This is a genomic window from Bacteroidales bacterium (assembly GCA_035353855.1).
Lineage (GTDB): Bacteria > Bacteroidota > Bacteroidia > Bacteroidales > CG2-30-32-10 > DAOQAK01.
The window spans coordinates 41,323-55,813 of the sequence record DAOQAK010000009.1; the positions used below are offsets into that span (position 1 = coordinate 41,323).

14 protein-coding genes, 1 tRNA gene and 1 pseudogene are annotated in these 14,491 nt (G+C 34.2%); 8 read left to right on the forward strand and 8 right to left on the reverse strand.

Annotation, left to right across the window (positions count from 1 at the left end):
• Positions 1-38 precede the first annotated feature (38 nt).
• The 8 genes from PKK00_03530 to sufB form a co-directional block, all read right to left on the reverse strand.
• The gene (locus PKK00_03530) at positions 39-470 is read right to left on the reverse strand and encodes a SufE family protein (protein HNW97470.1); all 432 of its coding nucleotides are present in this window, start codon (positions 468-470) and stop codon (positions 39-41) included.
• A 55-nt stretch (positions 471-525) separates the two neighbouring features.
• Entirely contained in the window at positions 526-939 is a 414-nt protein-coding gene (locus PKK00_03535; GenBank protein HNW97471.1) for a GxxExxY protein, read from the reverse strand.
• Between the two features lie 68 nt (positions 940-1,007).
• Positions 1,008-2,225: a cysteine desulfurase gene (locus PKK00_03540; protein HNW97472.1), complete on the reverse strand. Its 1,218-nt coding sequence runs from the start codon at positions 2,223-2,225 to the stop codon at positions 1,008-1,010.
• Positions 2,226-2,364: 139 nt separating this feature from the next.
• Positions 2,365-3,759, reverse strand: a complete 1,395-nt coding sequence (sufD, locus tag PKK00_03545; protein ID HNW97473.1) for a Fe-S cluster assembly protein SufD — start codon at positions 3,757-3,759, stop codon at positions 2,365-2,367.
• A gap of 45 nt (positions 3,760-3,804) precedes the next feature.
• A complete protein-coding gene (locus PKK00_03550; GenBank protein HNW97474.1) occupies positions 3,805-4,236 on the reverse strand; it encodes a GxxExxY protein in 432 nt (143 codons plus the stop codon).
• Between the two features lie 4 nt (positions 4,237-4,240).
• Entirely contained in the window at positions 4,241-4,999 is a 759-nt protein-coding gene (gene sufC / locus PKK00_03555) for a Fe-S cluster assembly ATPase SufC (GenBank protein ID HNW97475.1), read from the reverse strand.
• A gap of 13 nt (positions 5,000-5,012) precedes the next feature.
• Positions 5,013-5,363, reverse strand: coding sequence for a DUF1016 N-terminal domain-containing protein (locus tag PKK00_03560; protein ID HNW97476.1), 351 nt, complete (start codon positions 5,361-5,363; stop codon positions 5,013-5,015).
• A gap of 45 nt (positions 5,364-5,408) precedes the next feature.
• Positions 5,409-6,848, reverse strand: coding sequence for a Fe-S cluster assembly protein SufB (sufB, locus tag PKK00_03565; protein HNW97477.1), 1,440 nt, complete (start codon positions 6,846-6,848; stop codon positions 5,409-5,411).
• Positions 6,849-7,133: 285 nt separating this feature from the next.
• Between sufB and PKK00_03570 the strand changes: the two genes are divergently transcribed.
• The 8 genes and pseudogenes from PKK00_03570 to selD all read left to right on the forward strand — a co-directional run bounded on the left by PKK00_03570 (position 7,134) and on the right by selD (position 14,399).
• Positions 7,134-7,225: transfer RNA gene (locus tag PKK00_03570), tRNA-Sec, on the forward strand.
• A gap of 31 nt (positions 7,226-7,256) precedes the next feature.
• Positions 7,257-8,669 carry an L-seryl-tRNA(Sec) selenium transferase gene (gene selA, locus PKK00_03575; protein HNW97478.1) on the forward strand — a complete coding sequence of 471 codons (1,413 nt, stop codon included), beginning with the start codon at positions 7,257-7,259 and terminating at the stop codon, positions 8,667-8,669.
• Between the two features lie 129 nt (positions 8,670-8,798).
• Positions 8,799-10,778, forward strand: coding sequence for a selenocysteine-specific translation elongation factor (gene selB, locus PKK00_03580; protein HNW97479.1), 1,980 nt, complete (start codon positions 8,799-8,801; stop codon positions 10,776-10,778).
• On the forward strand, positions 10,762-11,922 hold the full coding sequence (locus PKK00_03585) for an aminotransferase class V-fold PLP-dependent enzyme (GenBank protein ID HNW97480.1): 1,161 nt from the start codon (positions 10,762-10,764) through the stop codon (positions 11,920-11,922). Before selB ends, PKK00_03585 begins: the two co-directional genes overlap by 17 nt.
• A gap of 107 nt (positions 11,923-12,029) precedes the next feature.
• Positions 12,030-12,407, forward strand: a pseudogene (locus PKK00_03590) (GxxExxY protein).
• 112 nt (positions 12,408-12,519) lie between these two features.
• Positions 12,520-13,128 (forward strand): sulfurtransferase-like selenium metabolism protein YedF, encoded by a 609-nt coding sequence (yedF, locus tag PKK00_03595; protein HNW97481.1) that lies wholly within the window; start codon positions 12,520-12,522, stop codon positions 13,126-13,128.
• 10 nt (positions 13,129-13,138) lie between these two features.
• A complete protein-coding gene (locus tag PKK00_03600; GenBank protein HNW97482.1) occupies positions 13,139-13,360 on the forward strand; it encodes a DUF3343 domain-containing protein in 222 nt (73 codons plus the stop codon).
• Positions 13,347-14,399, forward strand: coding sequence for a selenide, water dikinase SelD (gene selD / locus PKK00_03605; GenBank protein HNW97483.1), 1,053 nt, complete (start codon positions 13,347-13,349; stop codon positions 14,397-14,399). The genes PKK00_03600 and selD overlap by 14 nt, the downstream gene beginning before the upstream one ends.
• Positions 14,400-14,491 lie beyond the last annotated feature (92 nt).

The following is a 14,491-nucleotide window of genomic DNA, read 5'->3' on the forward strand; positions in this document are numbered from 1 at the left end:
ACCTAAGGACACTATGTTTTCACTAAGTTAAAATATAATTATGAATCTTGTGTATATTTTGTTTTAAAAGCCAATGCATAAAGTTTCATTTGCTTGATCATGGATGTAAGTCCGTTGGAACGGGTAGGAGAAAGGTGTTCGCGCAGTCCTATTTGATCAACGAATTCTAAATTTGAATTGAGAATATCAACAGGCGTTTGTCCTGATAAAACACGAATCAGCAAACCTACAATCCCTTTGGTAATTATTGCATCGCTATCAGCTTCAAAAAATATTTTTCCATCTTTATACGTTGCATGCAGCCACACTTTGCTCTGGCAGCCGGATATGACATACTGCTCGGTTTTATATTGTTCATCAATCAGCGGAAGTGTTTTTCCAAGCTCAATCAAATAATTGTATTTATCAAGCCATTCATCAAACTGCCCGAATTCATTGATAATTTCGTTTTCTATTTCTTCAATTTTCATATACTAATCAAATTTTCACCACTAAGACACTTAGAGCACTTAGGTTCACTTAGTATTATTCTTTAGGTAATAAAGAAAATTCTTCAGTAACCATGGGTACTAAATCTTGTGTGATATTAATCGTGTTAAAATTAATTAATAATCCTTTTGGTTTTCCGGCAAGTTTTAGATAAGACAGAAGTTGTGCCTTGTACACCGGAATTATTGCTTCAACAGATTTAATTTCTACTATAATTAAATCATTTACTAAAATATCAAGTTTTAATATTCCTCCTAAATCTTTACCCTTATATATAACAGGAACGTAAACCTGTGATTTAACATTTAATCCTGCAGATAATAATTCATCAATAAAACAACTTTCATAAACTGATTCTAATAATCCGGGACCGATATTTTTATGAACTTCAATTGCACACCCTACTATTTTATATGCAATATCATTAATATATTTTTGAGTGATGATCATTTTATCTTAGTGTTTCTGAGTGTCAGCCATGGCGGATTAGTGTCTAAGTGGTTAAGAAATATAAACAATTATTCCAACATATCTTTTGCTTTTTTAATACCTTCTATTAAAATATCAACTTCTTCTTTTGTGTTATACAATGCGAATGATGCACGTACTGTTCCGGGAATTTTATAAAAATCCATCACGGGTTGTGCGCAATGATGTCCTGTTCTTACAGCAATACCAAGCTTGTCAAGGATAGTTCCCAAGTCGTAAGGATGAATATTGCCAATAAGAAATGATGCAACACCTTTCTTTTCCTTAGCATTCCCGATAAATCGCAAACCTTCAATTTCAGAAAGTTTTTTATTTGCATAGGTAAGTAATTCATCTTCGTAATTGAAAATATTTTCCAGCCCTATGTTTGTCAGATATTTTATTGCAGTCTCCAAACCCAGGCCATCACCCACGTTTGGCGTGCCTGCTTCAAATTTAAAAGGCAGTTCGTTGTAAGTTGTTCTTTCAAAAGTTACTTCTTTTATCATTTCACCGCCGCCCTGGTAAGGAGGTAATTCTTCAAGCCATTTTTCTTTTCCGTACAAAACACCCACGCCCATTGGCGCATACATTTTATGACCGGAGAAACAATAAAAATCACAATCCAAATCCTGAACATCAACCTTCATGTGTGGCAATGACTGTGCACCATCCACAAGGACAGGAATATTTTTCTGATGTGCTTTTTTGATAATTTCTTTAACTGGATTTACTGTCCCTAATGCATTTGAAACATGAGTTATTGCAACAATTTTAACTTTTTCGTTTAATAACTTTTCAAAAGCATCCATTTGTAATTCTCCGTTTTCATCAAATGGAATGACTTTTAGTTTTGCAATTTTTTCTTCGCAACCTATTTGCCAGGGAACGATATTAGAGTGATGTTCCATTGCAGTGATTAAAACTTCATCGCCTGCTTTCAGAAATTTTTTAATGAACGACGAAGCCACAAGATTGATGGATTCTGTAGTTCCACGAGTAAAAATTATTTCATGCGATTTTTCCGCATTAATGAATTGCTGAACAGTTTTGCGTGCTTCCTCATAAGCTGTAGTAGCCTGCTGACTCAGGTAGTGCACTCCGCGATGAATATTGCTGTTTTGTTTTTCGTAATAATTTTTCAGCGTTTCAATTACACAATTTGGTTTTTGTGTAGTGGCAGCATTATCAAAGTAAACAAGAGGTTTCTTGTAAATGATTTGATGCAGCGCAGGAAAATCTTCTCTTATTTTTTTTATATCAAACATGAATCTGTACTATTTTTTACCACTAAGGCACTAAGTTCACTAAGGCTCACTAAGTTTTTTCTAAGTGTATCTAAGTGTTCTTAGTGTCTAAGTGGTTTATTTTTTAATATTTTTATAACTTCAAACTCTAAACAAAAAACTATTTCAACTTATCCATATCAATATTAAACACCAAAGGTTCATTTTTCTTGCAATGCAGAACGCACTGGTCGCAAATGGAAAGCTCACCTTTCAGGCGTTTATCAATCAAATGACATACTCTTTCGCGAATGGCTTCAATAGAAATTTTAGCAGCAACTTCTTCTGCAAATGCATTCATCAATAACATGCGAGCACTATCTTCACTAATACCGCGAGCACGCATATAAAACATTGCATCGGCATCAAGCTGGCCAACAGTCGCCCCATGACTACATTTTACATCATCAGCATAAATTTCCAAATTAGGTTTTGTATTTATGGTAGCATCATCGGTTAAAAGAATGTTTCGGTTAGTCTGAAATGCCGATGTTTTCTGGGCATCTTTCTGTACAATTATCTTCCCGTTAAATACAGCCTTAGCCTGGTTATCAATTATACCTTTAAATAATTCCTTGCTTGTGCTATTTGGTTTAAGATGATTGATGAATGTGTGATTATCGATATGCTGTTTCCCGTCAACAAGATACAAGCCATTCAGGTTGGTTTCGCAATGTTCGCCATTAATAGCAATATTCACATTGTTCCTGATGAAGCCGCCATTCAATGTTATGATGTTGCTTGAAACCTTACTGCCATCAAGCTGATGGAAATTAATGTTATTGATCATCGCAGAATGATTATCGTTGTTCTGCATCTTGTAATGATCAACAGAAGCATTTTTATCAATAAAAATTTCAGTAACGGTATTGTTTAAACTTGGAAAATGTGATAAAGCATCATCACACATCACCAATGAAAGATTGCTGTTTTTTCCAACAATGACGAGGTTTCTGGGCTGTATAAATAAATTTTCTTTTTTATTGATGATGTTAATAATCTGAATAGGTTTATCAGGAGCAACATTATCGGGCACATAAATAAATACGCCGTCGCTTGCAAATGCCGTGTTCAGTGCTTCGAAAACATTATTTTCTGTGTCGCTATATTTTCCAAAATGTTTTTTTATCAGTTGTGGATATTCTTCCAGTGCTTTTTGCAAACTGCCAATAATAATTCCGTTTTCAAATTTAGTAATGGGAGATGTTTTATACAAAAACCATCCATTCACAAGAACGGCGGTATATGTATCGAGGTCCATGATATCGCAGCGGAAGAAATTCTCAACGTCAACATTACCTTCTGTATTTTCAAAATAGCAATTGTAATCGTTAGAAAAAACATTTTCAAGATTCGTAAATCGCCATTCTTCATTCTTGGTTGTTGGAAAACCTGAAGAATAGAAATTGTTGAAAGCCTTCTTACGCATGGGTAACAGGAATCCATTACCTGAAAGCGAAGCTGAATTTTCTTCGTATAATATTTTTAATTTTTCTTTGAATTCGTTTGTTGTCATAATATTTATTTTTTTGCCACGAAGTCGCAAAGACTCAAAGATTCTCTAAGTCTTCTGAATATATCTTTTAATACCTTGTTTAATAAGTGGAACATTGAAGTTAATCAAGAAACCAAGTTTTTTGCCTGTAAGTTTCAAATGACTTAATATTTGTGCCTCCCATACTGGATTTACAATATCAACTGCTTTCAATTCACAAATAATTAAATTATCAACTAAAACATCTAACCTCAGTCCTTCTTCGAAAACCAACCCATCGTATGTTATTGGAATATCCATTTGTCTAATTACAGGTATACCCAATTTTTCAAGTTCATGGCAAAAACAGATTTCATAAACTTTTTCCAAAAGACCTGGACCTAAAGCAGAATGAACTTTATATGCTGCATTGACAATACTTTTGGCAAGAAATTCTTCATGCTCCGAAATTGTTAATGCTTCTTTGAGCAACTTTGTTTCTTCGTGTCTTTGCGGCATATAATTAAATTTTTTCTTCAATTTCTTTTTTTATCCAGTCGTATCCTTTGCTTTCCAGTTCCAGCGCAAGTTCTTTACCTCCTGATTTTACAATCTTACCTTCGTACATTACATGAACAAAATCGGGAACAATATAATCAAGTAAGCGCTGATAGTGTGTGATCACGATGAAGGCATTATTTTTTGTTCGCATTTTATTTACACCATTTGCAACTATGCGTAGTGCGTCGATGTCAAGCCCAGAGTCAGTTTCATCGAGAATGCAAAGTTCAGGTTCGAGCATAGCCATTTGGAAAATTTCATTTTTCTTTTTTTCACCTCCGCTGAATCCTTCATTAACCGAGCGATTCGTAAGCTTTGATTGCAGCTCTACAACTTTTTTCTTTTCTTCCATCAGTTTTAAAAAGTCGGATGCAGAAAGCGGTTCAAGGTTTTTATATTTGCGATGTTCATTCACAGCAGTCTTTAAAAAATTAGTAAGACTTACCCCCGGAATTTCAACAGGATATTGAAATCCTAAAAATATTCCTTCTTTGGAACGCACATCAGGAGCCATTTCCAAGAGGTTCTTACCTTTGAAAATAATTTCACCTTCGGTAACTGTATAGTTTTCTTTTCCTGCAATAGCAGAGGCTAAAGTACTTTTACCTGTACCATTAGGACCCATGATAGCGTGTACTTCGCCGGCTTTAACTTCAAGGTTGAAACCGTTTATAATTTTTTTATTATTAACGGTTACTTTGAGATTTTTTATTGAAAGCATATAATTATATTATTTAGTTTTTATTTGATTCTAAAAAGTGCGACCATGATAATTTTTGCGACAATGTCGCACAAATTTCCAGGTTGTTGAAATTCGTATAAAAATCAACCATTCTGCTCAAATTAGAACGACTATATCCTTTTCCAAAATGAATAGTAAGATGCTTTGAAATTTCTTCAATAACAGCTTTGCCATAATCAGCACGTTTATTTTTTACAATATCTTCTTTAATTATTTTTCCGATATTCCAGTAAAGCAAAACCATAGCGGAGTTAATGGTGCTTGAAACACGTTGATGGGTTTGCTTTATTAGCTGACTGATATTGTCAAGCAGTATTTTATCTATTTTAATAATATCGTTCACTTAAAATTTATTTTATTCAATCATTATAAAATTCAATAATTGCTCTTATCCTACACTTCCCTCAAGGCTAATCTTTAAAAGCTTTTGCGCTTCAACAGCAAATTCCAACGGAAGCTTATTCAACACTTCTTTTGCATATCCATTTACAATAAGACCTATTGCGCTTTCCATGTCAATTCCGCGCTGCAAGCAGTAAAACAACTGGTCTTCTGAAATTTTTGAAGTAGTTGCTTCATGTTCAGTGATAGAAGATTTGTTTGCAACTTCAACATAAGGATAAGTATGAGCGCCGCACTGCGAGCCCATCAGCAAGGAATCACATTGTGAAAAATTTCTTGAATTGATAGCATTCTTCGTAATTTTTACAAGTCCGCGATAACTGTTATTGCTTTTACCTGCCGATATTCCTTTTGAAATAATTGTACTTGTAGTATTCTTGCCAAGATGAATCATCTTAGTACCTGTATCAGCTTGCTGATAATTATTAGTAACTGCTACTGAATAAAACTCGCCAACAGAATAGTCGCCACGTAAAATGCAGCTGGGATATTTCCAGGTAATTGCAGAGCCAGTTTCAACCTGTGTCCACGAAATCTTAGAATGATTTCCTTTACACATGCCGCGTTTGGTAACAAAGTTGTAAATTCCACCTTCACCATCTTTATTCCCGGGATACCAGTTTTGAACGGTTGAATATTTCACTTCAGCATTTTCCATTGCAATAATTTCAACAATGGCGGCGTGAAGCTGGTTCTCATCTCTTCTGGGAGCAGTGCAGCCTTCCATGTAGCTGACGTAACTATCATCATCTGCAACAATTAGAGTTCTTTCAAACTGACCGGTATTAGAGGCATTGATGCGGAAGTATGTTGAAAGTTCTATTGGACATCTAACGCCTTTTGGAACATAACAAAACGAACCATCACTGAAAACAGCAGAGTTTAGCGCTGCAAAAAAATTGTCAGTATAAGGTACCACGCTTCCCATGTATTTCTTTACCAAATCAGGATGTTCGCGAACTGCTTCGCTGAATGAACAAAAGATAATTCCTTTTTCTGCTAATGTTTGTTTGAAAGTTGTAGTTACCGAAACGCTGTCCATTACCGCATCAACAGCAACACCTGTAAGCATTTTTTGTTCGTCGAGTGGAATGCCGAGCTTTTCAAATGTTTTCAAAAGTTCAGGATCAACTTCATTCAAATTTTTCTTTTCTTCTTTTTGCTTTGGTGCCGCGTAATAAATAATGTCGTTATAATTTATTGGCGGGTGATGAAGATGAGCCCAGTTGGGTTCCTTCATTGTAAGCCAGTAACGATAGGCTTTTAAGCGAAACTCAAGCAACCATTCAGGTTCATTTTTCTTCGAAGAAATAAAACGTATGATATCTTCATTCAAACCTTTGGCAGCCGTTTCAGTTTCAATGTTTGTGGTAAAGCCCCACTTGTATTCGTTTTGCGTTACTTCATTTAAAATATTATCTTCCATTAAATTATTTTTATTAATCAGGAATTACAAAGTTATAATTTCTGAACAAAAATAATATTTATTTAGATTAAATCAAAATAATAAATATTAAAAAATTTTTACATATATTTTTATTCTGTAGAAAGTTTGTGAAAAGCTTGTTTCTATTGGGTTTTAATAGAAAATTGGTTTTTGGAAAAATATTTGCATCTAACATATATAAAATATTAAATATATATTTTTCTATATTTGTTAATGTGTTACGATTTTTACTAAATTAGCAAAGTAGAAAACACTGAAATAATTAGAGAGGACGAAACTGGTGTTTCATCCGGTCTTCAAAACCGGTAGCAGACGGATAAAACCGGCTGTGGCAGGTTCGATTCCTGCCTTCTCTGCAAAGAATATGAAAATCGGAATATATAAAATATGAAACCTAAACCGGAGGATTTTAAAACCCTTCCTGCCGTTGATAAGCTTCTTAACCTGCCAGAAGTTGTATCGCTTATTTCCATTTATGGAAAAGAGTTGGTAATTTTTTCCATTCGTAGTTCATTAGATTTTTTCAGAACCAGCATCAATAAAGGGAATCCGCCTCCTTCACAAAATGAGATTTTTGATAAGATAGAATTTTTTATTCGCTTATGCGGGCATCGAAGTCTTAGAAAAGTTATCAATGCAACAGGTGTGATAATTCATACAAACCTTGGCAGAGCGCCTTTTGGCGATGCTTTGATAAACGATTCTATTAATGTGCTGAAAAGATATAATAATCTTGAATTCAATCTTAATACTGGTGCCAGAGGTAACCGAAATGACCATGCTTCAGAATTATTGAAATTCCTTACAGGAGCTGAAGATGTTTTAGTAGTGAATAATAATGCTGCTGCTGTAATGCTTATTCTGCGCGCATTTGCAAAGAAGAAAGAAGTGATAGTGTCGCGTGGTGAACTGATTGAAATTGGTGGCTCATTCCGTATTCCTGAAATCATGAAAGCTTCGGAATGCAAGATGGTAGAGGTAGGTACAACAAATAAAACAAACATCAACGACTACAGAAATGCCATCAGCAATAAAACTGCAATGCTGTTTAAAGCGCATAAATCAAATTATGTGATCAAAGGTTTTACACAGGAAGCAGAACTTGAAGAAATGGTTGAACTGGGCAAACAGCACAATATTCCTGTGTTGTATGATATTGGTTCCGGTTTGTTGAAAAAGTATAATCACAAATTATTTATTGATGAACCTAACGTAAGGCAATCGCTTGAAAAAGGAATTGATTTGATTTGTTTCAGTGGTGATAAACTTTTAGGCGGACCGCAGGCAGGCATTATTGCAGGTAAAAAAATATTCATCGACAAGTTGAAAAAAGAACCGATGCTTCGTGCTTTGCGCGTTTGCAAAACCACACTGGCACTGCTCGAAACAGCTTGTATGTATTACCTTGATGAAAAAACACTAAATGAAAAAAATCTTCTTTTTAAAATTTTCAATCGTAAAAAAGATGATCTAAAAAATACGGCTGAGCTTTTAAAAAATGAGTTGGAAAAAAATAATATGCCTGCTGAAGTGGTTGCAAGCATTGGTCAGTGCGGAGGTGGAACTTTGCCTGATGGTGAGATAGAAAGTTTTTCAGTGATGATAAAAAATGAGAATCCGAATAAAGAACGTTCGGAATATGCTGAAAAAATGTACCAGGGATTATTATCTCATAAACAACCGGTGCTGGGAGTTTTGAAAAAAGGGAATATCTATTTTGATATTCTGACTTTGTTCAACGATGAGATTGATGAATTGGCGAAGATTATAATTGAAGTAAATCAAACAGTAAAAAAGTAAAAAATAATTTCTTTGTGTTCTTTACGTATTTCTCTTAGCAATTTTTGTGGTTTATTTTAAACACGAAGTGCACAAAGTTTACACTAAGATTCACAAAGAAATTTATATAATAATAGAAATTTTGATTCGATGAAGCACTTGATAATGGGAACAGCCGGTCATGTTGATCATGGGAAAACTTCCCTGATAAAAGCTTTGACCAACATCGACTGCGATACACATAAGGAAGAAAAGAGAAGAGGCATTACCATTAATCTCGGTTTTTCATATTTGAATCTTCCTAAGGGCGAATCCATTGGTATTATTGATGTTCCGGGTCATAAGGATTTTATCAATACCATGGTTGGCGGTGCTTGCGGAATTGATTTTGTGTTGTTGGTCATTGCAGCCGATAGCGGCATCATGCCGCAAACCATCGAACATCTCAATATTATCAATGCATTGGGAATTAAAAAAGGAATTGTTGCGCTTACAAAAATCGATCTTGTTGATGAAGAACTGGCAGAAATTGCGAAATATGAAATCATGGAATTTCTCGAAAAAACTTCATTGAAAAATGCTTCTATTGTCGGTGTTTCTTCAGTTACAGGTCAGGGGAAAGATGAATTGATTTCAGCCATAGAAAAAATAATTGCTGATGTTGAAGAAAAAGATAAAGGTGATTTATTTCGTTTGTATATTGATAGAATATTTAATGTAAAAGGTTTTGGCAATGTTGTTACAGGTTCGGTTTTAAACGGAAGTGTTGAAGTTGGCAGTGATGTTTTTCTTCTTCCCGGAAACTATCCGAAATTGAGAGTGCGCTCAATAGAACGTCATGGAAATGCCGTGGAAAGGGTTGTTGCGGGCGACAGGGCTGCGATAAATCTTATTGGTTTGAAGAAAGAAGATTTTATTCGCGGAATGATCATCTCGAATAAATCATTAAAAGAAACAATGATGGTTGATGCCTGCATTTCATTGTTTGATGCGGAAGCAGAGTTATCAACATGGTCGAACATCACGTTTCATACCGGCACTTTTGAATGCCAGGCGCGAATGCACATGCTTGATAAAGATTCGATAAAACAAAATGAAGAAGCAATCGTACAGATTCATTTCACAAAACCAACGATTTTAGTTAATAAAGATAAATTCATTATCCGGAATTCTTCAGAAGATAAAACGCTTGGAGGTGGCTATATCATTGATGTTTCACCGCTTCATCACAAAAAAAGAACACCAACGCTTATTGAAAGTTTGTCGCATCTTTCTACAAATATCCTGGATGAACACAGCATCAATAATGTTATAAATATTGAATTAAAAAAAGAATTCAGGCCATTTGCTCCCGAAGAAATTGCGGAGCGTTTGCATATGATTACCGAGCAGGTAATTTTTGAAATTCAGAATAAACCTTTTTCTTTCAAGGTATATAATTCCAATGAGTCACTCATTTTGATTGATAGTAATTACAACAATGCATTCAAAGAAAAAATTATTAAAGCTTTAAAAGAGTATCATAAGGAGAACCCTATATTTCCTGATGGTTTGGAGCCTAATGAAATTATTGGCAAACTTGGATTATCAAAAATTAAACTTGGAAAAACTTTTCTTGAACTGCTTTTATCCGAAATGGAAAAAGAAGGTTCAATCGAGAAAAATAAAAATACCTGGATTATAAAAGGACATCAGGCTTTGCTTGATAATAAAGTAAAAGAAGAAATAAACTGGCTTGAGAATGAAATATTAAAATATGAACTTCAAAAACCGGTAATGTCGGAAATTGAAGAGAAGAGCGTTATCCAGAAAATTTCGAAACATGATTTGAAAATGTATTTATCTTATTTGATCAGAGAAGGGAAAATATATTTTTATAATAATGAAATTATTCATTCAAGCTTTGTAAATAAATTCAGAACACTTCTGTTGAAAGAGCTTGTCAATAAGGAAAACGGAATAGAAGTGAATGAATTCAAAACAAAGATGAATGCAACAAAACGTTTCTGCCTGTTGCTGGTTGATATTTTTGAAGCAGAAAAAATAATATCGAAAAAAGGTTTGGAAATAAACACTATCATCAATATTACAAAAGCAGGTGAAAAAAAATTAAATGAGAGTTTATCTTGATAATTCGGCAACTTCATGGTCAAAGCCATCGGGAGTGTTAAATGCAATTAACGACTACCTTAACGAATATGGCGCCAGTCCTGGTCGTTCAGGTCATCAGTTTGCATTAAGAGCAGCGCGTGAAGTTTTTGAAACACGTGAATTAATTGCCGGATTGTTTCATGCAAAATCTTCTGAAAGGGTTATTTTTTCAGCTAATGCTACACATGCGTTGAATATTGCATTGAAAGGGATTTTGAAAAAAGGCGATCATGTTATCATCAGTCACATGGAACATAATTCGATGATACGACCTTTACGTTATTTGGAAAACCTTGGATTGATTGAGATAAGCATTGTTGATTGCGATGTGAGAGGTAACATAAATATAGAAAAATTAAAAAACAGTTTTAAACCAAATACCAAACTTGTTGCTACTATTCATGGTTCAAATGTAGCCGGAACAGTTTTGCCAATAAATCAAATCGGTGAAATCTGCAAATCGAAAAAAGTGCTTTACCTGGTAGATGCGGCGCAGACTGCGGGTTTCGTGCCTATCGACATGCAAAAAGATAATATCGATATTCTTGCATTCACCGGTCATAAAAAATTGTATGGCCCTCCGGGAATTGGCGGTCTGTGCATTAATGACGATATTGAAATTGATACTTTGATTCATGGTGGAACAGGAAGTAAATCGGAAAACGAAACACATCCTGAATTTTATCCCGACAGACTGGAAGCCGGAACTGAAAATACTGTTGGTGTGGTAGGGCTAAAAGCAGGTATAGAATATATTATTGAAAAAGGAATTGAAAATCTTCGAAAGAAACAATTACAATTAGTAAAATATTTTGTCAATCAGTTACAGGAAATAGATGAGATAATTTTTTACGGACCCGATAGAAATGAAGAAAGATTACCATTGATTTCACTCAATATAAAAAATATTATTCCAAGTGACCTTGCTTATAAATTAGATAACGAATATGAAATTATGGTGCGTGCCGGATTGCATTGTTCGCCGCTTGCACATAAGGCAATGGGAACATTCCCGCAAGGTACGGTACGGTTTAGTATCGGATGTTTTAATACCGAAAGAGAAATTGAATATACAGTTGATTCATTAAAGAAGATAATTTTTAAAAATAAAAAAGATAAATGATTTAAAAACTTAACCATCATATTAGTTGCTGCAAGCTTTGCTAAAAAATAACCGCAAAGTCCGCAATGAAAAATGCAAAGTTCACAAAGAAAAAAAATTAATTTAATATGACGGAAAACGAACTATCGAATAAAATAATCGGATTAGCTATGGAAGTCCATACTGCATTGGGTCCCGGATTATTGGAAAGTGCGTATAAAGAATGCTTGTATTATAAAATTGGACAATCGGGAATATTGGTTGAAAAAGAATAACCAATGCCATTAATTTTCGAGGAAATTAAATTAGATTGTGGTTATAGAATAGATTTATTGGTAGAGAAAAAATTAGTGATAGAAATAAAAAGTGTGGAAGCATTGAATGATATTCATTTGGCTCAAACACTTACATATTTAAAAATAGGTAATTATAAATTAGGATTGTTGATAAATTTTAATGTTGTTCGCTTAAAGGCTGGAATTAAAAGAGTTGTAAATGGGCTTTAATCTTTGCGTTCGCCATGGCGAACTTTGCGAAAAACTTTGAGTTCTTTGCGGTAAAATAACGGAGTAGTTTTAAATAAATGATAAAATACTTTAAAATAAAAAACAATAAGCTATGAAAATAGTTGATGCAAAAGGAAAACTTTGTCCGGTTCCGATCATAATGACCAAGAAGGCTATTAATGAAATTAAAGAAAACGAGAGTTTAAAAATTTTAATTGATAATGAAACATCAGTAAAAAATGTAACACGTTTTCTGGAAGAAAATGGAATGAAAGTTCATACCGAAAAGAAAGGAAATGTTTTTGAACTTACTGTTAATAAAACAGGCAACATTCCTGAAAGTGCCAATGCTGAAGACTATTGCCAGGTTGAGGATGTGAAAGTTTCAAATTATGTTGTGTCCATTCAACGCAACAGGTTGGGCGATGGTGCAGAAGAATTGGGAACCATTTTAATTAAAGGATTTATAAATACACTTCCTGAAATTGATGTAAAACCAAAAACTATTGTGTTTCTGAATTCCGGGATATTTCTGGCGTTGAAAGATTCGCCGGTTTTGGAATCGTTGAAGAAACTAGAAAATTCAGGAGTTGAAATTCTTGCTTGCGGAACTTGTTTGGATTATTATAAAAAGAAAGAAGAGTTAGGAGTTGGAAAAATTTCGAATATGTATGATATCCTTGAAAGATTGAGTAAAGCAGGGAATGTGATTTATCCGTAATTTATATTGAATGAAAAATTTTATCCTGATATTTGAATCAATTCATCATGTTCTGAAAGCGGAAAAAATTCTGGCGACGAATAAAATCAGTTTTGATATTATTCCAACGCCAAAGGAATTTTCATCCGATTGCGGAATGTCAGTAAGGGTAAGCTTTTCAGAAGATATGGAAATGATAAAATCATTACTAAAGAAAAATAATTTGAATTTTAAGATTCATGAAAAAGAATAGTCCGCTAAAGTTTGATTTGTTGAGTACTGTTGAATATGGCGGCTGCTCAGCCAAGTTGCCTGCTAAAGAACTTAGCAAAGCGCTTGCTGATTTGCCAAAAATCTCTGATAAAAATTTATTGGTCGATATTGAAACCCACGACGATGCCGGTGTTTATAAAATTAATGATGATTTGGCATTAATACAAACAACTGATTTTTTCCCGCCTGTTTGCTCCGATGCTTACGAATTCGGACAGATTGCAGCAGCAAATGCGTTAAGCGATGTGTATGCAATGGGAGGCGAAGTGCTTACCGTGCTTAATATTGTAATGTTTCCGGCAAAAGTACCTTTGGAAATTTTAAAAGAAATATTGAAAGGCGGAACCGATAAAATTATTGAAGCTGGCGGCGTAATTATGGGCGGACATACTATTGTTGATGAAATTCCGAAATATGGATTGGCTGTTACAGGTAAAGTGCATCCCCAAAAAATAATTACCAATTCAGCAGCAAACCCCGGTGATAAGCTTTTGCTCACGAAACCTTTAGGTGCTGGAATTATTCTTGCGGGAAAAAGAATTGGTGAAGTAAACGATGAAAATCATCAGGTTGTTTTGGAAAGTATGAAGCAGTTAAATAAAAATGCTTCGGAAATAATGCAGAAATATAATATTAAATGTGCAACTGATATTACCGGCTTTGGCTTGATTGGCCATGCTTTGAAGATGGCTCAGGGAAGTAATGTTACAATAAAAATTGATTCCAAAAAAGTTCCGGCATTTGCTCAATCTCTTGAATTGCTTGATATGGGATGCATTCCGGGTGCATGTTTTCGAAATCTTGAATATGTTGAAAACGATTGTATGTTTGAAAAATCACTATCATATAATCATAAAATGCTTCTGCTTGATGCACAAACATCAGGCGGAATGCTGATTTGCTGTCCTGATAATAATGTTGAACAAATGAGAAATGATTTAATTAGATCAGGATATCCAACAACATCAGTGATTGGAGAAGTTGTAAAAAAAGAAAATAAAAATATAATTGTATATTGAAATTATAAAATTGATTAGCCCCGACCTTTAGGTCGGGGAACAATATTAAAAATTAAAAGGGCTTTAGCCCAAATAAAAATAAAAAATAAAAA